Raw genomic sequence first — 21,497 nt, forward strand, 5'->3', positions numbered from 1 at the left:
AACAAAGCGCTTCTTGTTTGTCATTTATGCTGACGCGTCGAGGGACGAGACAGGCGCAAGTAAATGACATAACAAGAAGCTCGGCAGTGGTTGTCTCATAAGACCTTGAGGAATGAGGCAGGCGCAAGTAAATGACATTACAAGAAGCTCGGTAGTGGTTGTCTCATATGACCTTGAGGAATGAGGCAGGCGCAAGTAAATGACATTACAAGAAGCTCGGCAGTGATTGTCTCATATGACCTTGAGGAATGAGGCAGGCGCGAATAAATGTCAGAACAAGAGGCTTTGTTTAAATGACATAAAAAAAGCCCCGAGTGCAGGAGCATTCGAGGCTTTTGTTTATTCACACGGCGCTAAGTGGATAATGTTTTAAATGTTAATAAGTTAGGCATTTATCCACTTCGTTGGCGGCACCCAAGATAACGGCGACGCGTTGATGAATGGCTTCAGGCTGGATGTCTAAGATACGTTGGGTATGGGTATGTGCTTTGCCGCCAGCTTGTTCAAGTAGCATAGCCATTGGGTTGGCTTCGTACATAAGGCGTAGCTTGCCTGCTTTTGATGGGTCTTTGTTATCCCAAGGGTAAAGGAAGACACCGCCACGACAAAGGATGCGATGCACGTCGCCGACCATGGCCGCAACCCAGCGCATGTTAAAGTTCTTTTCACGAAGACCTTCTTTACCCTTCACAAGGTCATTAACATAATTTTGAATGCTATTTGACCAGAAACGCTGGTTTGACATGTTGATGGCGAACTCTTGTGTTTCTTTTGGCACTTGGATGTTTTCGTGCGTCAAAGTGAAGACGCTGTTAATCGGGTCGTAGGTAAACATGTTAACGCCTTGACCCGTTGTCAGAACTAGCATAGTGGACGGCCCGTATAACACATAACCTGCTGCAACTTGTTCTTTACCAGGAATTAAGAAGTCGGCTTCTGTTGCAGGTTCATCGCCTGTTTGGTGGTAGATAGAAAAAATGGTTCCCACCATGGCGTTGATGTCGATGTTCGACGAGCCGTCAAGCGGGTCAAAGGCAATGAAGTATTCGCCATCGGTGTTGGCTGGTACTATGTAATCTTCTTCTTCAGAGGCAATGGCTCTGACCGCAGGACATGCAAATAAAGCGTCCTTCAACATGTCATTTGAAATCACATCGAGTTTCTTCTGCTCTTCACCCTGAACATTTTCATTGCCAGCCATGCCTAAAATACCCGCAAGCGACCCTTGTTTGAGTGCATTCGAAATGTCGATGCAGGTCTCAGTTGTCACGGTTAATACCGCTTTTAAGGCGTCCGGTGTCGCGCTGGATGCTAAAACATCAGATAAGTTTTGCATGATCTGGCAGTTCCTTGTTATTTGAAGTGAAGGAAATTATGCCATTCTAAAGGCAGGGTGTCAGCCAAGGTGGTGGTATGGTGAGAAAATAAATAGGGAAACCGTAGGTTTTCAGATACTCTACGCAAAATCTCTAGAGGAAGAGTTATGTCTGCGTTTCTTGTTCACAATTTAGAGTTAGATGGTCAAGGTGGCGCTCAGTCGTTGCCAGCCACAAATTTGCCAACGACCCTACCTAGCGCTGGCTGTCGATGGGTGCATTTAGACTGTTCTGAAAGCGAAGGCCGCGATTGGCTCTCGGGTTTAGAGGGTATTCCTGATACAGCGATTGAAGCCTTGTTTGCGGAGGAAACTCGTCCTCGTACCGTGAAGATGGGCAGTGGCTTGTTGTTGACGTTACGCGGGGTGAACTTGAACCCTGAGTCGAATCCTTCCGATATGGTGTCCTTGCGGATGTGGGTGACACCGCATTTTATTGTGTCCAGTCGTCGTCGTAAGTTACTGTCGGTGCAGGATGTTGTGCAAGATCTAGTGAATAATCAAGGCCCGATTGACAGTGCAGACATTGTTGCCACGTTGACGGAAACACTCACCGCTCGCATGGCGACCGTTATTACCGGTTTAGAAGATGAACTGTCGGACTTAGAAGAAAGTATTGGCGAAGGCATTGAGTCTGATCAGCGAGATTCTTTGGTACAAAGACGCTTAGAAACCATTCGTTTGCGTCGTTTTTTGGTGCCTCAAAAAGAAGCTATTATCAAACTGGCACAAGAATCTCTAAGTTGGATGACTGCTCATCAAACTGCCCAAGTGCAAGAAGCGGCCAACGACATCACTCGCTATGTTGAAGGGTTGGAGTCTCTGCGTGAGCGGTGTTTGTTGATGCAAGAAGAGTTCGCCAACTTACAAGCCGAAAAGATGAACGCGCGCATGTATGTATTGTCGATTTTGTCCGGTATTTTTATGCCGTTAGGTTTTTTGACTGGCTTATTTGGGATCAATATTGGCGGTATGCCCGGCACGGAAAGTGGCGATGCATTTTGGCTATTTTGTATTGCCTTAGTGGTGCTAGGTGGCGGGCAATTCGTATTAATGAGAAAAAGCCGTTGGTTTTAAAACGCAACGGCTTTTAAGTATTGTGAATCGTTTTAAGCTATTTCTTCAGTGTTTTGACGCCATCTTTGGTGGCAAGCAACAACACATCAGCGGCGCGTTTTGCAAACAAGCCGTTGGTGACGACACCGACAATACCATCGATGCTTTTTTCCAATGCGATGGGGTCAAGAATCGATAAGTTATACACATCCAAAATGTGGTTGCCATTGTCGGTTACCACCCCTTCACGATACACAGGGTCGCCGCCCAATTTAACCAACTCACGCGCCACATGGCCGCGAGCCATTGGGATGATTTCCACTGGTAGCGGGAAATCACCCAGAACCTTGACCAGCTTGGATTCGTCTGCGATACACACAAACTCATCACTGCAGGCCGCGACGATTTTTTCACGAGTCAACGCCGCACCGCCGCCTTTAATGAGATAAAGGTGATCGTTGGATTCGTCGGCGCCATCCACATAGACACGAATACTATCGACGCTGTTTAAGTCGTATACAGGAATACCGTGTTGTTTGAGGCGTGCAGCAGAGGCGTCTGAACTAGCGACTGTGCCATCAAAGTGGGTTTTGTATTTGGCCAGTTCGTCGATAAAAAGATTCGCGGTGGAACCTGTGCCGACGCCGACAATGGTGTCGTCTTCGAGCAACGGCAGTATGTAAGCCACAGCAGCTTGTGCAACGGCTTGTTTGAGTTCGTCTTGAGTCATGGGACTGATCGCCTTTTTATAGTGTGACTGTTTTCTCGTGATGTAACCTTGCATTTTCGAGAGATATTATAATCTCAACGATGGGCGATTGTTACCCTTACGCACGTCACAGAGATAGGATTTAATTGCCTTGTAATAGACGATGAACCGCCATGGGTCTTTGCGCCATGGGTGGGGAAAGAGTATATTTCCTACTTCATTTTATTGACTAGCAAAGCCTGCGTAGATGTCACTAAGAACATCACCTCGTTGTTTTACATTCGTTTAGGAAACACTATGCCCCATACCATGATCAAAAAGATTCTGCAGTCACGCGTCTATGACGTGGCAGTGGAAACACCCTTGTCTCGTGCCAATCAATTATCGATGCGACTGGACAATGAGATTCTATTGAAACGAGAAGATTTACAGCCGGTTTTCTCTTTCAAAATTCGTGGGGCATACAACAAAATTTGTCAGTTAACCGCTGAGGAACGTGCTTGTGGCGTTATTGCGGCCTCTGCTGGAAATCATGCTCAAGGCCTGGCGTTGGCGGCGAAAAAACTGGGTATTCAAGCGACAATTGTCATGCCAGCGACCACCCCAGAAGTAAAAGTGAACGCAGTGCGAAACCATGGTGCCGAAGTGGTGTTGTTTGGGGATGCGTTTGATGAAGCGTCGGCTAAGTCTCGTGAGATCATGGCACAAACGGGTCAGGTTTATGTTCACCCTTTTGATGACTTAGACACCATCGCAGGGCAAGGCACTATTGGTATGGAAATTTTGCATCAGCATGAAGGCAATATCGATGCCGTATTTATCCCTGTTGGCGGCGGCGGCTTAATTGCGGGTGTGTCGGCGTACATCAAATATTTACGTCCTGATATTAAGATCATCGGCGTGGAGCCAGAAGACGCGGCTTGCCTAAAGATTGCGATGGAAAAAGGCGAGCCGACACGTTTGGCGACCGTAGGGATTTTTGCCGAAGGGGTTGCGGTGGCTGAGATTGGTCACAACACCTTTGCTATTGCCAAAGACACGGTGGACGAAGTGATCACCGTCACCACCGACGAAATGTGTGCAGCGATTAAAGACATTTACGACGACACTCGAGCCATTACCGAACCGGCTGGCGCGTGTGCCTTAGCAGGGTTGAAAAAATACATCGAACGTGAAGACGCCAAAGGGCAAACCTTGATCGCGATAAACAGTGGCGCCAATGTGAATTTCGATCGCTTGCGCCACGTGTCCGAACGTGCGGAATTAGGTGAAAAGCGCGAGGCTATTATTGCGGTGAAGATTCCAGAATCGCCGGGCAGTTTCAAAGATTTTTGTCAGGCATTGGTAGGGCGTAATATTACCGAGTTTAACTATCGTTATGGCGATGATCAAAAAGCGGTGATTTTTGTCGGTGTGGCCTTGGGCGGTAGTCCTCATAGTCGCAAGGAATTACTGGCGGATTTGAGCGACTATGAAATTGTCGATTTGACCGACGATGAAACCGCCAAGGTGCATGTTCGACACATGATTGGCGGGCATTTGCGCAGCGAAAAAGGCGAGTTACTGTACAGTTTTGAATTTCCTGAACGCCCCGGCGCCTTGTTGAAATTCCTAAATACACTGGGCGGTCAATGGAATATTTCCATGTTCCATTACCGTAACCACGGGGACGCCTATGGTCGTGTCTTGGTGGGACTGCAAGCCGTAGGGGAAGAAACCGATGTAACGCACTTTTTAGACGAGTTGGGCTACCCTTATCAGGATGAAAATAACAACGACGCGTGTAAGCTGTTCTTTCGCTAAACGCTGGCGGATCAGTTATTATTAGCGCCACTATTTTCTTGATTTTTGACTGTTTAAAGGCCTTTTTTTTGTGAATATTCAAACACTTCTTAACCAGCGCATTCAAGCTGCGATGGTCGCGGCGGGCGCGTCCGATACGGCGCCTGCGTTGGTTCGTCAATCCGCAAAAGTTCAATTTGGTGATTATCAAGCCAACGGCATAATGGGTGCGGCCAAAGCGTTAAAAATGAACCCTCGCGAGTTCGCCCAAGCGACCCTGGAAAAGCTGGATCTGTCGGACTTGGCGGATAAAGTGGAAATCGCGGGTCCTGGTTTTATTAACATCTTTTTGAAAAACGTCTGGTTAAGCAAAGAGTTGTCTGTGTTGCGTACTAGCGAGCGTTTAGACGTGCAAGAAGTGGCATCGCCTGAAACCGTAGTGGTGGACTATTCTGCGCCAAACCTGGCGAAAGAAATGCACGTTGGGCACTTACGTTCGACAGTGATTGGCGATGCGGTAGTGCGTACCCTAGAGTTTTTCGGTCATCAAGTGGTGCGTCAAAACCACGTTGGTGATTGGGGCACGCAGTTCGGCATGTTGTTGGCTTATATGGAGCGTTTGCGTGCACAAGATGCCAAGATCAGTATGGCGTTGTCGGATTTAGAAACCTTCTACCGTGCGGCGAAAACCTGCTTTGATGAAGACGATGCCTTTGCCGTTCGCGCCCGTGAGTTAGTCGTGGCGTTGCAGTCTGGCGATAAAGAGTGTTTGGCGTTGTGGGACGAGTTTATCGAAATCTCCATGGCGCACTGTGAAGAAACCTACAAGATGCTTGGTGTGTCGTTAGAACGCCAGCATGTGATGCCAGAAAGTGCTTACAACGACGATTTACAAAACGTGGTAAACGAGCTGAAAGAACAAGGCTTGTTGCAAGAATCGAACGGCGCTCAGTGTGTGTTCATGGAAGAGTTCGCCAACAAAGAAGGCGAAATCACCCCGATCATAGTGCAAAAAACCGGCGGCGGTTTCTTGTACGCGACGACGGATTTGGCGGCGGTGCGTTTTCGTCAGCATACGTTGCAAGCGAACCGTGTGTTGTATTTTGTCGATGCGCGTCAGTCTTTGCACTTTCAGCAGATTTTTACTTTGTCGCGTAAAGCGGGCTTCGTAAAACCAGCAACACAGCTTGAGCACATGCCGTTTGGCACCGTGATGGGCAGTGACGGTAAGCCCTTTAAAACACGCTCTGGTGGTGTGGCGAAATTGTCGTCTTTGTTGGAAGAAGCACAAGAGCGTGCTTACCAGCTTGTGGCGTCGAAGAACCCAGACATGGGCGAAGAAGAGTTGCGTAATATCGGTCGTGTGGTTGGCATTGCGTCGGTGAAATACGCCGATTTGTCGAAGAACCGTACTAGTGATTATGTGTTCAACTGGGACACTATGCTGAGCTTTGAGGGCAACACGGCACCGTACCTGTTGTACGCTTATTCGCGTGTAGCGAGTATTGTGAAGCGCTCTGAAATAGATGTGGCGAGCTTGACGGGTGATATATCCATTGAAGCCGATCAAGAGCGTGCCTTGGCCATGAAGCTGTGCCAGTTTGAAGAAGCCATTCAGCAAGTAGCGAACGACGGCATGCCGCATTTCTTATGTGCTTATTTGTATGATTTGGCCGGCACTTTCATGACCTTCTACGAAGCGTGCCCGATACTTAATGCCGAAGAGGATGTGAAACACAGCCGCTTACAATTGGCGCTGAATACCGCGTCTACTTTGAAGTTAGGCTTGTCATTACTGGGCATTGAAACGCTTGAGCGCATGTAATGTGTGCTGAAATAGCGACGAATAATAAGTAAAGAACGCAGAAGGCGCTCTCTTTTGAGAAGCGCCTTTTTTGATGATATATCTGAGGAAAGGCGAAAAAATCTTATGAAAATTTACATCGCTTACACTGGCGGTACGATTGGTATGGTGCCATCCGAGCAGGGTTTGGTGCCGGATGCCGCTTTTGCGGAACAGCTTGCGGGGGCATTAGGGCAGTATAAAGAGCATGACCACGAGTTTGTTATAGAAAGTTATGACACGCTAATCGATTCTTCTAATGCCTCGCCAAAAGACTGGCAAAACATTGCCCGTGATATCGAAAGTAAATGGACGGATTTCGACGCTTTTATTGTGTTGCATGGCACGGACACCATGGCGTATACCGCGGCGGCTTTGTCTTACATGATTGCGCCGAGTAAGAAACCCATCATTGTGACAGGTTCTCAAGTGCCGATGTTTCACGCACGTAGCGATGCTTTGAATAATGTTCTAGGGGCCGTTTCAGCCTGTGAAGAACAAGTAAAAGGCGTGTTTTTATTTTTCGCGGGTCGCCTGATTGAAGGCGATCGAGCACATAAATCTCACACCAGTGGTTGGCAAGCATTTAGTTCTCCGAATAAGCCTGAATACGGTGTTTTGGGTATTGATTGGACCTGGCGCGACAGCAGTTTTGCTCAGTTGCTTATTAAGCCGCCGATGAAGTTTCGTATTCCAGACATGGAAGACGGGGCGGTGACCATTTTGCCGGTTTTCCCTGGCGTACAAGCGGAACACTGGCAGGGTTTGCTCAACGAGAAGGTGAAAGGTGCTGTGTTACTAAGTTACGGGGCGGGTAACGCGCCAGATAAAGATCCCGCCTTGCTAGAAATACTGAAAAAAGCCTCTGACCGCGGCGTGGTGATCGTTAATGTTAGCCAGTGTGGTGCGGGCAGTATTGCGGCGGGCGCGTATGCCGCTGGCATACCCTTGATTAAATCAGGTGTGGTTTCTGGGAAAGATTCTACGTTTGAAGCGGCGTTTGTTAGATTGCATTTCTTGATTGGCTTAGGGTTAGAAAGCCGCGAGATTAAAGGGATTTTTATCCGCTAGTGAAGATGCGCTTAGCGCTGTTTTGAGGATAGCGTTATCTTCGCATAAAGGGAGTGTTATCGTGGCTTTGTTGTTTGTGTTGCTGGTGGTGATTTGGTCGACCGGTTTTATCACGGGTAAGCTCATTGTGGGTCTGATCGATCCGAATGTGTATCTTAGTATTCGTTTTTTCCTCGCGGGACTGATGTTTCTGGGGATTACCTTGTGGCAAAAACGCTATTTTCCTCCGAAGCGTGATCTTACTAAGCACATCATTGCGGGCATGTTAATGAATGGCTTTTACCTTGGGTTGGCGTATGTCGCCATCGCCAAGGGGTTGCCTGCTGGCATGATGGCCTTAATTGGAGCGTTACAGCCGGCGTTGGTGACCGTGCTGGCGTTCTTGATTATCAAAGAAAGAACCTCGCTCAAAGGTATTATTGGAATGCTGGTTGGCATAGCTGGCTTGATTTTAGTGGTGAGCCCGGCGTTAGACATAGATCTTGATAATGGCGGCGTGACGCTGGTTACTCTCGCCTTGGCGTGCGCGGCCATATTGGCTCTGTCCCTTGGGGTGACCTATCAAAAATTGTCTATTTCCAGTTCAGATATTTTCAGTTCCATGGCGGTGCAAAACTTCGCGGCGGCGGTGGTGTCTTGTGGCTTCATGCTGTTGTTGGGTGAGCGTTTGTTCGTCGTACAGTGGGAGTCCTTTTTACTGGTTATGTGGGGCGTAGTCGTGCTGTCTGGTGGCGGTTTATTCCTTATGGTGTGGCTGTTACGAAAAGTGCGCGCATCTCAAGTGTCTACTATGCTGTTGTTAGCGCCTCCTTTAGCGGCGGTTGAGAGTTATTTTTTATTCAGCGAATCTATGAGTAGCATTCAAATTATTGGTTTTGTTGTGACCATTGTGGGGGTGTATTTTAGTCGGGCAAAAGCCGCCTAGAGTCGTTTTGTTATTGTGTAATGGCGATCAAAACACGTACAGTGAGCCACTGATATTTTCCCCTGTTCCGACCTTGTTAAGGATTCAACATGATTCGCAAAGATATGCTGCTGGCACTCTTCATTATTGTCGCATGGGGCTTTAACTTTATTGTTATGCGCTGGGGGTTGGACGAACTTACACCGATGATGTTGGGCGGGTTACGATTTTTGGTCATTGGCTTAATCGGCTGTTTCTTTTTTGCTCGGCCAAACACCCCGTTAATCTGGTGTATTGGTTATGCCTTGGCGCTTAACTTTGGGCAGTTTGGCTTTTTATTCAGTGCCATGGCGTTTGGTATGCCGGCGGGGTTGGCCTCTTTGGTGCTACAGTCACAAGCGATTTTCACCCTGTTGTTTGCAGTGTTGTTGCTCAAAGAAACCGTTCGTCCTTATCAGGTGTTGGCCATTGGCATTGCCATTGGTGGCTTGGCGGTGATCGGTTTAGACAATGAAGATACGGCCATGACGGCGATTGGGTTTGGTCTCACCTTGGCCGCTGGCACAAGTTGGGCATTGGGAAACATTGTCACCAAAATTATTAGCCGCAAAGGGTATGACGCTAATTTGAATTTGATTGTTTGGTCTAGTTGGGTGCCACCTGTGCCTTTCTTTTTATGCGCCTATTTTATCGACGGGGGCGATGTGATGTGGAGCAACATCGTGAACTTGAATTGGAAAACCCTCGGCACCTTGGCCTATTTGTCTATTTTCGCCACATTGGCTGGCTATGGTTTATGGAACTATTTGCTGTCTCGCTATCCTGCAGCCACGGTCGCACCTTTAACCTTGGGGGTTCCTGTGGTGGGGTTAACCTCGGCTCAAGTATTTTTATCGGAGGCGGTGAGTGCCATGCAATGGGTTGGCATCTTGATTGTGTTGACGGGGTTGATGTTGAATACATTCGGTGGACGCTGGCTGAGGGCCATCAGCCAGCGTCAGGTGTGACTATCACGTTTGGTTGGTAACAGGTTATGGCTTTTTGTGGTCCTGCGCGTCAAGCTTATCGGCAAGGCGCGCTACTTGCGCTTGTAACTCGGAGATTTGCGTGACCAAGGCTTGATGGTGATTTTCTTGGTTTTCGTGTTCTTCCTGTGCCGTTTCGCGGGTCATCACATCCAGTACCACACCCACCATCATGTTCAAAAACACAAATGCCGTTAAGAAGATAAACACGATGTAAAACATCCAGCTAAACGGATAGACTTCCATCGTTTCGTACATGACATCGGTCCAATCCTCAAATGTGGCCACCCTAAATAGCGTCAACATAGAGATGGCAATATCGCCCCACAGCGTCTCGTTGACGTGATGGAAAAAGATCGATCCTACCGCAGCAAAAATATAAAAAATAATAAACATGAGCAGGGCGATGTAGCCCATTTTGGGAATGGCTTTAAGCAAGGCATTAATCAGAAAACGCAGATCGGGGATGATAGAGACCAAACGTAACACACGAAACACACGAAGCAAACGGGCGACCAGAATCATTTCGGTTTCAGAAATTGGCAGTAAACTGCCCAATACGATCACGCTGTCGAAAATGTTCCAAGGCTGTTTGAAGAAGCGACGTTTGTCGTCGCAAGCGAGAAAACGCAAGCTCAGTTCAACAAGGAAAAAGACAGTAATGAAATTATCTAAATAGGTAATTGCCCGGTCAATTCCATAAGGTAGGGCGTAAGTTTTTGCCCCAACCGTTAATGCGGCAATGACGATAATACTGATGATGAAACCTTGAAACCACATGCTACGCTCAATGCGTTTTAACGTGGCAAGCCAACTACCTGAACGACTCATTTGCATTATTGTGTACACCTAATATGTCATCATAAAAACCTGCAACAAAGACAGGTAGCGACATATTAAGTTCATCTAACAGAAAATAAAAGGCGCAGCGAAAAGCTTTTGAGCCAAACAGTTAGGTCCGTTTAACGCGAACGACCTTCATGATCTCGACAGGAATGCCGGCGACCATTTCTTGGCTTGGGTAATAGGTTAAATTCACCCGAGCACCGCGTAAGGTGCGGTATTTGCCTTGGCGTTTAAAACGAAATGGAACGTCGTAGCCTTCTATCATTAAGGTGTGGAGCACCCAATCTTCTTGAGGGCGCTGGGCGTGGGACTTCACTTTCAGCGCGTCGGAATGAATCAGAGCATCGTTGTTCTTAAGCAAGGTTTCAGGGTCAGATTTCACAAGCAGCTTCCGTTTATTTAAAGTGAAGGCTTTTTAGTATGACACAAAACCATGAAATCTTAAAAAATCGATTATTTTTTACTCAATAACTGTTTCTGTGTTTTGATCGGCATCTTTAAATTGACTCATGGCTTGAGCGGCGTCACGATTTGTAAAACGTATAACCGGCTTTTGTAAAATAAGGTTGTTTGGGTAGGTGACCACGTCGCCAGATAACCGATGAATGATCACGTGAAAGGTCGAAATTTCAATGATTTGCCCAAGTATTTCATCGTCTTTATCGACCACTTTGACCCAATCGCCAACACGATAGGGAAAGCCGAAGAAGATGATCAAGCTGGCGGTTATATTGCTCAAAATTGACCATTGGGCGAATAAGGCCACACCGACGACGGCAAAGACGGAAGAAAAGAAAATCGCCAATTGCCCATAGCCGATGCCTAATACCAAGCAAACCAGCAGCACAAAGACTGCGGTAAAGCCTAGGTTCAGCATTCTGGAGACGTAGGTAATACGTACTTCGTTGACCGATTTTCTTTGTCCCAAAATAGAAATACTGGACTTTAAAATCCGCGAAACAATGATATACGCCACGATTAACAACGCGATTAATGCAATTTGAACCATCATAGAACGCTCACTTTTCTATAAAACATAAAATAACACGCATGGCACAATGGCCAAGCTCATAATATTACTAATAAGAACGATAGAAGCCACTTTGTGGGGCTCTTGCTGGTACAGCTCGGCCACCATGTAGTTCAATACGGCAGGGGGTAAGCAGGCGAAGATCAACAAATAGGCAAAGTTTTCGGCCGACATGCCGACAGTAAATTGCCAAATAGCCGCCATTATTAAGCCACTTAACGGACACAGAAAACCGCTGATAACCCCGAGTTTCCATTGACCAAAATCCACGCTGGTCATGCGTACGCCTAAAGCAAAAAGCATTAAAGGAATGGCGATTTGCCCCATCATGTCCACAGACACTTTCACAGCGGGCATCACGGTCCAGCCTTGTAAGCTCCAAATCACCCCTAAAATAGTAGCGACTATCATGGGAATTTTAACCACGTTGAGCGGATTAGATTTAGGGTTAAGCAGATAAATGCCCACAGTAAAATGCAGCAGGTTTTCCGTCAGGAACAGCACAACCGCAATGGGCAAGGCCGATTCCCCGAACGCTAATATCATGAGCGGAATGCCTAGGTTGCCGCTGTTGTTGAACATCATCGGTGGGACCAGGGTTTTAGGCGAAATATTGAGCCACTTGCACAAAGGCCAAACCAGTAAGCCTGATCCTAGAACCACCACGGTGGCGGCCAGTATCAAGTCGACATATTGCGCAATGTGAAATTCGCTCGACGACATGACCGAGAAAATCAGCGCAGGGCAGAACACATTAATGTTGAGGCGGTTTGCCACCGTCATATCGGTAGGCTGTGATCGGGCGTATAAAAACGCCACCAACACAATGCTCGCGAGGGGAAATACCGTGTTGAAAATTTGTTGGATTAGCGTTGATGTGTCCATTCATAGCCTCTGTCTTGAAGGCCACTAGCTTAACGCCCTTACGAGAAAACACCAAGATAGAAACCGCGGCTTTTCGTTGTCATAAAAAGCGGTATTATGGAGACCGTTTACGAATGAGCCTGTTTATGTCTGACGAATTACCCATTTATTCTCTTATTCCCGCGTTGCGGCAACAGTTGCAACAAGGCGACGAAGCCATCATTGAAGCCGCGCCGGGCGCGGGGAAAACCACCGTGGTGCCGATTGCCTTATTAAACGAAGGTTGGCGACAAGGGCGAAAAATCATCATGCTGGAGCCAAGGCGACTCGCTGCAAAAGCCGCTGCACAGCGCCTTGCCGATACTTTACAAGAACCCTTGGGCGAGCGGGTGGGTTATCGAATTCGTCACGAAGGTAAAGACAGTCAGCGCACTCAAATTCTGGTGGTAACCGAAGGCGTATTGACGCGCATGTTGCAAGATGACCCCAGTTTAGAAGAAGTGGCCTTGGTCATATTTGATGAGTTTCACGAGCGAAATATTCATTCTGATCTGGCGTTTGCTTTGTGCCTGCAAGCGCGAGATTTGTATCGGGATGACACACCGCTGAAACTGTTGGTCATGTCCGCCACCTTGGACACGGCGCTGTTAGAAGCCAGATTGGGGTGTTCTACCTTAGTCAGCCAAGGGCGAAGTTTTCCCATCGACATAGCTTATGGCAATAAAACCCTTAAAACCGCAGAAGTACCCGACGAGGTGGTACGGCTCACTTGCCAAGCGGTGGAGCAGGAAACCGGCAGTATCTTGGTATTTTTGCCGGGTCAAAAAGAAATTCGTTACGTGTTGAATCAACTTCAACAACGGCTAGGGCAAGTACCAAACTTGCTTCTGTTGCCCTTGTTCGGCGAACTGAGTCTCAAAGAACAAGAGGCGGTAATTAAACCCACTCAAGCGCCCATCCGAAAAATTGTCTTGGCGACGGCCATCGCGCAAACCAGTTTAACCATCGATGGCATTCGCGTGGTGATCGACAGCGGTTTAAGTCGAGAGGCGCGCTTCGACGCGAATACCGCGACCACGCGCTTGTACACACGTCGTGCAACGCAGGCAGAAACCATTCAGAGAATGGGGCGTGCTGGACGAACGCAAGAGGGCGTTTGTTATCGCTGGTGGAGCCAAGGTCAACAGCATCAATTGGCGCCTCAAGCGCAACCGCAGATCGAAATCAGCGATCTAAGCAGCGTGGTGATGGAGCTGGCAAAGTGGGGAGTACAAGACAGGCTGGAGTTGGACTGGGTAACACCTCCTCCCGAAAGCCATTGGCAACAGGCGGTGGATTTGCTCGTCAGTTTGCAAGCGCTCGAAGCGAATTTAATGCTCAGCCAAGTAGGGGAGCAAATGAGTCAACTTGGGGTCGAGCCACGTTTGGCTAGAGTATTAATAGAAGGCCAACGTCGCAATCGTTCACCTATGGCGAGTGCCGTGTGTGCGATCTTGTCGGAAGGTGACCCCTTTGCGAATCATCACAATGATTTATCTGATCGGTTGCAATGGTTAAGTGGGCAGCGTTCTGCCCACAGTAAACGGCCTAAACACATTTATTTGAAAACGCAGCAACAATGGCAAAAACGCAGTGCGCAAATTGCAGGCACAACCCCATCGCTAACTAATCAAGGAGACGAGGTTGCGCATGTGTTGATGGTGGCGTTTGCCGATCGAATTGCGCAGCGAGTCCAGCAAAGTGCCGATAAGGTGCGATACAAATTGGCCAATGGCCGTTTGGCGAGTCTTTCTTCCTCGGACCCTTGCGCTCAAAGTGAATGGCTGATTGCTCTCGACATCGGTGGGCATCATGGACAGGAAGATCGTATTTTTCTGGCGCATCCTTTCGCACTGACAACACTCCTAGACGATTTCAGTGATTTGCTTGTGCAACGTAACCAATTCGCTTGGTTGAAAAAAGACGGTCGCTTAGTCAGTGAATCGCAACGCTGGATCGGCAAATTATGCGTCGATAAACGCAAACTTAGCGCGCCAACAGAAGAGGCGATCTGTCAGGCGGTGTGCGATCACATTCGCCAAGAAGGGTTAGCCGTTTTACCTTGGGACGATGACAGTAGACAAATGCGCGCACGGCTGCAGTTTGCCTATCAGTACGATGAAAAGGGCGACTGGCTGGATTTTTCTGACGAAGGTTTGGTTGCGACTTTAGACAGTTGGTTAGGGCCTTATCTTGGTAAGGCAACTACACAGCAAGCCATTAATAAATTACCGCTGGTGGATATTTTGTGGAATCGCTTGTCTTGGGCACAACAGCAGCAGCTTAACCGACTGGTCCCTGTGCGGATCACAGTGCCATCGGGGTCGAGTCATATTATTAATTACAAAGAACAGCAGCCGACCTTGCGGGTGAAGCTGCAAGAAATGTTTGGTTATACCGCCAGCCCCAGTGTGTTGAATCAAGTGGTGCGTATAGAGCTTTTATCGCCGGGGAAAAGGCCACTTGCGGTGACTCAGGATTTGGCATTTTTTTGGCGAGAAGCTTATCCAGAAGTGCGAAAAGAGATGAGAGGGCGCTATCCGAAGCACCCTTGGCCAGACGACCCTTTTAGCGCTCAGGCAACGGCGAAAACCAATCGTGCGCTTCGTTCTCAGCAGTAGGACTCAATAAAAGCCATGAAAAGTGTGTTAAAAAGCAGGGTAAAAAAAGCAGATCATCGGAATGATCTGCTTCTGAGGTTGACCCATCAAAGGGTGATATAACAGGTCAAATACGGCTTGTTAGGCCTAAGGCAAGCCTAACATCAGCAACTTAATACCGTATGACATGCTTACTAACACAACAAAGCCAATACCGTAGAAGAGTAAAAACCATTGCCATGTTTTGAGCTTTTCCGTTTTTTCTTTAAGCGATTTGAAAGACATTAGTAGCCCTCCTGATAATCCTCAACCTTGCCAGAAAACACACGGTAACCCCATAAGGTGTAAGCCAAAATCAAAGGAATAAAGATACATATCCCAGGCACTAGAAAAAATAAACTACTGTCTGGCGACGCCGCTTCCATAAAGGTAAGTTGTCTTGGAATTAGGTAAGGGAACAAACCTACCACCAAGCCAGCAAAGCCGAGCAAGAACAATATGGCGGCATACCAGAATGGACGGCCTTCATGGTGGCTGTCGCCCATGGTGTGACCGTTCAAATCTTTCCATGCAAAGAAGGACACCAACAAGGTGACAATCGGTAATGGAGAGAGCCATAGGAAGTTGTAGTTATCAAACCAACGCTGACGAATCTCTACTTGGCTAATGACTGTCCATAAGCTAACTACCACCATAGCCAACACAGTCACCAACAATAAACGTTTCGCCAATTTCGCTGCGTGTTGCTGAATGCGACCACGGCTTTTCATGAACAGATAGCAAGAAGCCAATAAAGCATATCCAGCCATTACCGCAAATCCTGTGAATACAGAAAAAGGCGTTACCCAGTGTAAGCTAGACAAACTGTTCGTGCCTTCAGGCACGCCTTGTACCAAGGAGCCCAACAACATGCCTTGGCAAAACGCGACGATCGCAGAACCAGCACTGAACGCCAAATCCCAATATGGACGAGATGTATTAGATTTAAAGCGATACTCAAATGCTACACCGCGGAAAATCAAGGCAAACAGCATCAACATAATGGGTAGATAAAATGTTGACGTAATGCCCGCATAAGCAGCTGGGAAGGCTGCGAACAATATGACGCCGCCAAACACCAACCAAGTTTCATTCCCATCCCATACGTGAGAGATAGAGCGCATCAAATGATCGCGCTCCCCCTCCTGATTAAACCAGGGATACAGTATCCCGATGCCTAAGTCGAAGCCATCTAGTAACACGTACATGAAGATGGAGAAACCTAGAACAAGGAAGTAAAACAGTGCGATATCCATCATTTATCTCCTTGTGTTTTAGCTTGCTCTTCTTTGTTTTGAAGAGATTTAACCCAAGCCAATGCGTAGCCAGGTGCTTTCATACCAATCAATTGTTGCTCAAGCGCTTCCATTGATGGTGGCCCTTTCTTGATCAGTTTGCGCATAAAGTAGAGGTAGACACCCAACAACAAGCTGTAAATGATCACGAACATAATCAAAGTAAACAAAACACGTTCTGGTGGCAGTGGAGATACTATTTCTGAGGTACGAACCAAGTTGTAAACGATCCAAGGTTGGCGACCAATTTCTACCACGTACCAGCCGGCGATGACCGCGATGACACCCATAGGAGTGAACAAGGTAACCAAAGACAGAAAGGCTTTGTTTTCATACAAGCCACCGCTGCGACGCAATAAAAGAGCCAACACAGCAATACCTATCATACCGAAACCAATTCCCACCATGAGGCGGAAAGACCAGAAAACCAGTGGCACATTTGGACGATCTTCTGGCGGTACGGCTTTAAGACCTTGTACAGCACCATCCCAAGAGTGTGTCAGAATCAAACTGCCTAGATTTGGAATACCCACTTCGTAGTCGTTCGATTCGGTTTCCATGTTTGGCATAGCGAACAATAACAGTGGTACACCTTCTTCTTCAGCAGGCCAGATACCTTCCATTGCTGCCAATTTGGTTGGCTGATGCTCTTGAACATTCAGACCATGCAAATCACCAACGTAGGCTTGTAAAGGCGTCAATACCAAAGCGAACCACATACACATAGACATGGCTTTTTTCGCAAAAGGAATGTTCTGCTTTTTCAACAAATAGTAAGCACTGATACCTGCAACAACGAACGTTGCTGTGATCAAAGACGCCATCAACATGTGAGTTAAACGGTAAGGCATGGATGGGTTGAAGATTACTTCCATCCAGCTTTCGACTTCAAACTTACCATTGACGATCTTGTGACCGGCAGGTGTTTGCATCCAAGAGTTGGCCACAATGATCCAAAACGCAGAAACCCAAGTACCTACCATCACGGTTAAGGTTGCGAAGTAATGCAACTTGCGACCCACTCGTTGCCAACCGAACAACATGACACCGAGGAAACCAGCTTCCATAAAGAAAGCAGTCAGTACTTCATAAGCCATCAATGGCCCGAGTACCGCGCCGGTAATTTCTGAGAATTTGGAGAAGTTGGTACCAAATTCGTACGAGAGCACAATCCCAGATACCACGCCCATACCGAAAGTAATGGCAAAGGGTTTGATCCAGAATTTGGCCAATTGTAAGTAGTAAGGGTTATGTGTTTTTAGCCACATCCCTTCCCAAATTGCGATCAGCGTCGCCAAACCAATGGTGATGCTGGGGAAAATAATATGAAAACTCACGGTAAAAGCGAACTGTATCCGTGAGAGTATGGCGACATCTATATCCATTTTAATCTCTACCTTTGAGTATAAACTTTAAAAACATACGGCGTGATGCTAAGCGTTGGATTTGCTTTTAGCGGTGCGCATTTGTTGAAATGCCAACGGCAACAATGCCAGCCCTACAATGCTAAAAAGTGCGATGACCTCAGTCAGTAAAAAGCCAGTATTCATGGTGGTTATCCTATTAGTCGTGATTGTATTGATGTAGATCAGTAATATCTTATGTAAGCAATCAGCAGGCCAACTTTTCATAAAAATTATCCTGTTGATTTATAAAGAGAAAATCGTAACTTTGCGTGAAGTGTAAAAAAGGTTTACGATTTTTGCCGATTTTGAGTGTAAACGAGGTTTACGAATTGACACTTTCTGTAATGTTTGAAATCGCCATGTTGGTGTCCAGCGTGTGCGGCGTATTAGTAGCGATTTGGTTGCTGTGGCGAGCCGGTAAGCAAAGTGATCTACAGGCGTTAGCAGGCTTTGCCATCATGATGGCAATTTGGTGCTTTGGCCACGTGGTGATGTTTCAAGGGTTTGAGCGTGTCGGTATCTATATGATTCTGGCAAACCCGTTGATGCCGACGTTCTTTTTGCATTTCGCGATCTTGTTTGTGAATTCTGGGACGGCCAAAGAGCCCATGCTCGATCGGCTTTACAAGATGGTACCTTGGTTTTATCTGACCAGTTTTGCGGTGGTACTGCAGAGCTGGTGGATAGGCGCGGGTGACGCAATCAGTACGCCTTATACCAAGGCGTTTTTTGTCTTCACTCATGCTGGGCTGTGGAATTTGGTTTACACCGTGTTTATTGGTGTCTTGGCTCATGGTGTGTTGATGTTTGGCTGGTATCGCCATGCTGGCAACAAAAAACGCTCGATTTTGGCCATGTGTGGTGTTGGCGCATGGGGCTTATTATTAGCAACCAGTTTTGTGTTTCCTTCGTTCGGTATCAGCTGGTTCCCGTATCCCATGCTGCTATTACCAACCTATTTGTTGTTGTTGGTGTACGCCGTGGTGCGTTATCAAATTTTATCGGTTAACGCCTTTGCGAATCGCGCCTTGCTTTGGTTTGCCATGATGATGGTGCTCTTGTGTGTGATTGCCGTGATCAGTGTGGTGTCTGGTCGTATCGGTTTACAGGCTTTGTCGAATGTGCCGAGTTGGCAATTGTGGTTGTATTCGTTATTGATATTGGTGGTGGCCGCTTTGGTGTATCAGCCGCTTAGCCGGCTTGTTGCGCGACTTATTTACCCCGGGGCATCGTTAAATGAAACCGTGTTGGATACTTGGTCAAGCCAGTTAAAAGAAGTCAAAGAGTGGTCGGAGCTGGTGGAAGTAGGTGAATGCTTACTATCAAAACAGATCCGGCACAAGGTCGCAATACAACTACAATCACTTACAACCGCTGATGAAGATAAAACCAATGCCTTGGCACTTCGTATTTCTCGATCTGATTCGGGCTGGCACTTCGTATTAGTGGGGTGGAACGATGCAAGCCCGGGTATGCGTCTAACGGCCGAAGTGTTTGCGTCGTTATTTTCTACCAGTTGTGGTTTGCTTGAGCGTTCTTTAGCGCTGGCAGCGGCAGAGCGAAAGCGCCTCGATGAACAGCATTTGGTGGAGTTAGGGAGCTTGTCTGCTGCTATGGCCCATGAGCTGCGTAATCCGTTGAATATTATTGCCATGGCGTCTTACGATGCGCCCGTCGAGACGCGCCAGCACATTCAAACTCAACTGAAACGTGCCGATCGATTGGTCAGTGATATGTTGGTGTATTCTGGTGGTTTGTCTTTGCAATTCTCGGCAACGCCTTTGCGGGCATTGGTTGCCAGCATTGTCGCTCAGTCCAACACGGAAGGCGTTGAATACGAGCTCAATATAGACGATAGCATTGAATTAGAAGCAGACCCTCAGCGTCTGCAACAGGTGTTTATTAATCTGATCGACAATGCTTTGTCGTTTTTACGCAATACGCCCGAAGGCAAGCTTTGTATCAAGGCCGAACAGCAAACACAGCAGGTGGTGATTCAGGTGCACAACAATGGCCCCAGTATCGATGCCAGTTTGCAAGATGTGCTGTTTCAGCCTTTCGTCAGTAAGCGTGCGGGCGGCAGTGGTTTGGGCTTGGCGATTGTACGCCGTATTGTCGATGCCCATGGCGGAACCATTCGTCATCGCGTCGATACCGCTTGGCCGGTGACATTTGAACTTATTTTACCGCGGTATTCCGCTTCTTCTCATTTAGGAAAACCCGCACATGACACAGAATAAAATACTGCTAGTAGATGATGAACCTGCATTTCGTGAGTTAGCCAGTCGCTGGCTGGTGAAGCAAGATTATCAAGTCGAAGCTGTGGGTAGCCTCGACGAGGCGCGTCTTGCTATTGCTTCTTATGATGCGGATTTGGTGTTACTGGATTTATCCATGCCGCCGCATTTTGATCCGCAAGAAACCTTGAAGGCCTTGCCAGAATTTGAAGGTCGCCCTGTGATTATTATCACCGGGCACGCCGACCGGGATTTAGCGTTGAAGGCGATTGAATTGGGCGCATGGGATTTTATCGCCAAACCGATTGACCCAGACATGCTCGCCGTTGTGGTGCGTCGAGCGATTACCAAAACCAAACTTGAGCGAGAATTGAGTCAGCTCAAAAGTGTCAATCAACAGCCCAAAGGCGCCGCGGCTTACATAGGTCACTCGCCCAGTGCGCAAAAAGTACGAGCCTTGATAGAGCGTATTGCCCCGACCGATGTACGTGTCTTGGTGACTGGGCCATCGGGGACTGGTAAAGAAGTGATTTCCCGTACTGTGCATGAGCTTAGCCTGCGTGCAGCGAAACCCTTTGTGTCCGTGCATTGTGGTGCCATTCCTGCTGAGCTACTAGAAAGCGAGTTGTTTGGCTACGTCAAAGGCGCTTTTACCGGCGCGGAAAAAGACAAGGTAGGCTTGCTTAGTCTAGCCGACGGCGGCACTTTGTTCCTCGATGAGATCGGCGAAATGCCGCTGGCGATGCAGGTAAAGTTGTTAAGAGTGTTGCAAGAAGGGACTTTTTTCCCTGTTGGTGGGCGAGAGCAGAAACACATTGATATTCGTGTGGTGTCCGCCACCAACGCAGATTTAATGGAAAAAGTCAGAGAGGGCAGCTTTCGAGAGGATTTGTACTATCGTATTAAGGGCGTAAATATAGAAACTCAGGCCTTGTCAGAGCGATTAGAAGACGTACCTGTGCTGTTACAGTCTTTTTTATCTTCCTTGCAAACCCAGCAAGACACGCCTTTAACACTCAGTCCAGACGCCGTGCAATGGTTTCGTGACCAAACCTGGCCTGGCAACGTGCGTGAGCTAAAAAACACCCTCGAAAGCGTCGCGTCTATTTGTCCTGCAGGGAGAATTTCACTCGACGACATTCAACTGCTTTACCCAAGCATAAACACCGCGCCATTGTCCGCGCCTGACGCGATAACGCCACTAAGCAACGCCACCCTAGACGAACAAGTGAAAGACCTCGAAATCCGCTTAATACGTCAAGCGCTAAACGACCATAACGACAACCGCACCCAAGCCGCCAAACAGCTTGGCATATCACGGCAGGGGCTGATCAAGAAAATAGAAAGGTATGGGTTGTGAGGGTGATAGAAGGTAT

General features: G+C 47.7%; 18 protein-coding genes. 9 read left to right on the forward strand and 9 right to left on the reverse strand.

The window, feature by feature from the left end:
- Positions 1–376 precede the first annotated feature (376 nt).
- Entirely contained in the window at positions 377–1,336 is a 960-nt protein-coding gene (locus tag J9B83_RS14195; RefSeq protein ID WP_211537483.1) for a class 1 fructose-bisphosphatase, read from the reverse strand.
- Between the two features lie 147 nt (positions 1,337–1,483).
- Between J9B83_RS14195 and J9B83_RS14200 the strand changes: the two genes are divergently transcribed.
- Positions 1,484–2,452 (forward strand): zinc transporter ZntB, encoded by a 969-nt coding sequence (locus tag J9B83_RS14200; protein ID WP_211537484.1) that lies wholly within the window; start codon positions 1,484–1,486, stop codon positions 2,450–2,452.
- A gap of 37 nt (positions 2,453–2,489) precedes the next feature.
- Here the strand turns inward: J9B83_RS14200 and rpiA are convergent, their stop codons facing one another.
- Complete coding sequence (gene rpiA, locus J9B83_RS14205; protein WP_211537485.1) at positions 2,490–3,161, reverse strand: ribose-5-phosphate isomerase RpiA; 672 nt, start codon at positions 3,159–3,161, stop codon at positions 2,490–2,492.
- A gap of 276 nt (positions 3,162–3,437) precedes the next feature.
- Here rpiA and ilvA point away from each other — a divergent pair, with 276 nt between their 5' ends.
- The 5 genes from ilvA (at position 3,438) to J9B83_RS14230 (ending at position 9,747) form a co-directional block, all read left to right on the forward strand.
- Positions 3,438–4,943 carry a threonine ammonia-lyase, biosynthetic gene (ilvA, locus tag J9B83_RS14210; RefSeq protein WP_211537486.1) on the forward strand — a complete coding sequence of 502 codons (1,506 nt, stop codon included), beginning with the start codon at positions 3,438–3,440 and terminating at the stop codon, positions 4,941–4,943.
- 70 nt (positions 4,944–5,013) lie between these two features.
- Positions 5,014–6,747, forward strand: a complete 1,734-nt coding sequence (argS, locus tag J9B83_RS14215) for an arginine--tRNA ligase (RefSeq protein ID WP_211537487.1) — start codon at positions 5,014–5,016, stop codon at positions 6,745–6,747.
- A gap of 105 nt (positions 6,748–6,852) precedes the next feature.
- A complete protein-coding gene (locus J9B83_RS14220; RefSeq protein ID WP_211537488.1) occupies positions 6,853–7,836 on the forward strand; it encodes an asparaginase in 984 nt (327 codons plus the stop codon).
- A 61-nt stretch (positions 7,837–7,897) separates the two neighbouring features.
- Entirely contained in the window at positions 7,898–8,761 is an 864-nt protein-coding gene (locus J9B83_RS14225) for a DMT family transporter (protein WP_211537489.1), read from the forward strand.
- 89 nt (positions 8,762–8,850) lie between these two features.
- Positions 8,851–9,747: an EamA family transporter gene (locus J9B83_RS14230; RefSeq protein WP_211537490.1), complete on the forward strand. Its 897-nt coding sequence runs from the start codon at positions 8,851–8,853 to the stop codon at positions 9,745–9,747.
- A 24-nt stretch (positions 9,748–9,771) separates the two neighbouring features.
- On the opposite strand, the gene J9B83_RS14235 is transcribed toward J9B83_RS14230, so the two are convergent.
- The 4 genes from J9B83_RS14235 to J9B83_RS14250 all read right to left on the reverse strand — a co-directional run bounded on the left by J9B83_RS14235 (position 9,772) and on the right by J9B83_RS14250 (position 12,526).
- Positions 9,772–10,602, reverse strand: a complete 831-nt coding sequence (locus tag J9B83_RS14235; protein WP_211537491.1) for an ion transporter — start codon at positions 10,600–10,602, stop codon at positions 9,772–9,774.
- Between the two features lie 115 nt (positions 10,603–10,717).
- Positions 10,718–10,993, reverse strand: a complete 276-nt coding sequence (locus tag J9B83_RS14240) for a hypothetical protein (protein WP_211537492.1) — start codon at positions 10,991–10,993, stop codon at positions 10,718–10,720.
- 78 nt (positions 10,994–11,071) lie between these two features.
- On the reverse strand, positions 11,072–11,623 hold the full coding sequence (locus J9B83_RS14245) for a mechanosensitive ion channel domain-containing protein (RefSeq protein ID WP_211537493.1): 552 nt from the start codon (positions 11,621–11,623) through the stop codon (positions 11,072–11,074).
- Positions 11,624–11,638: 15 nt separating this feature from the next.
- Complete coding sequence (locus J9B83_RS14250) at positions 11,639–12,526, reverse strand: AEC family transporter (protein WP_211537494.1); 888 nt, start codon at positions 12,524–12,526, stop codon at positions 11,639–11,641.
- Positions 12,527–12,651: 125 nt separating this feature from the next.
- Here J9B83_RS14250 and hrpB point away from each other — a divergent pair, with 125 nt between their 5' ends.
- The gene (gene hrpB / locus J9B83_RS14255) at positions 12,652–15,165 is read left to right on the forward strand and encodes an ATP-dependent helicase HrpB (protein ID WP_211537495.1); all 2,514 of its coding nucleotides are present in this window, start codon (positions 12,652–12,654) and stop codon (positions 15,163–15,165) included.
- Positions 15,166–15,291: 126 nt separating this feature from the next.
- On the opposite strand, the gene J9B83_RS14260 is transcribed toward hrpB, so the two are convergent.
- Genes J9B83_RS14260 through J9B83_RS14270 form a run of 3 tightly spaced genes read right to left on the reverse strand, consistent with a single transcriptional unit; the run spans position 15,292 to position 17,863 of the window.
- On the reverse strand, positions 15,292–15,429 hold the full coding sequence (locus J9B83_RS14260) for a hypothetical protein (RefSeq protein ID WP_211537496.1): 138 nt from the start codon (positions 15,427–15,429) through the stop codon (positions 15,292–15,294).
- Positions 15,429–16,442, reverse strand: coding sequence for a cytochrome d ubiquinol oxidase subunit II (cydB, locus tag J9B83_RS14265; RefSeq protein WP_236037326.1), 1,014 nt, complete (start codon positions 16,440–16,442; stop codon positions 15,429–15,431). The genes J9B83_RS14260 and cydB overlap by 1 nt, the downstream gene beginning before the upstream one ends.
- Positions 16,439–17,863, reverse strand: a complete 1,425-nt coding sequence (locus tag J9B83_RS14270; RefSeq protein ID WP_211537497.1) for a cytochrome ubiquinol oxidase subunit I — start codon at positions 17,861–17,863, stop codon at positions 16,439–16,441. The genes cydB and J9B83_RS14270 overlap by 4 nt, the downstream gene beginning before the upstream one ends.
- Positions 17,864–18,213: 350 nt before the next feature.
- Here J9B83_RS14270 and J9B83_RS14275 point away from each other — a divergent pair, with 350 nt between their 5' ends.
- Both J9B83_RS14275 and J9B83_RS14280 read left to right on the forward strand, forming a co-directional pair.
- Positions 18,214–20,124 carry a sensor histidine kinase gene (locus tag J9B83_RS14275; protein ID WP_236037327.1) on the forward strand — a complete coding sequence of 637 codons (1,911 nt, stop codon included), beginning with the start codon at positions 18,214–18,216 and terminating at the stop codon, positions 20,122–20,124.
- Positions 20,111–21,481, forward strand: a complete 1,371-nt coding sequence (locus J9B83_RS14280; protein WP_211537498.1) for a sigma-54-dependent transcriptional regulator — start codon at positions 20,111–20,113, stop codon at positions 21,479–21,481. Before J9B83_RS14275 ends, J9B83_RS14280 begins: the two co-directional genes overlap by 14 nt.
- Positions 21,482–21,497 lie beyond the last annotated feature (16 nt).

The sequence above is a fragment of the Marinomonas vulgaris genome (assembly GCF_018145875.1).
GTDB classification, from domain to species: domain Bacteria; phylum Pseudomonadota; class Gammaproteobacteria; order Pseudomonadales; family Marinomonadaceae; genus Marinomonas; species Marinomonas vulgaris.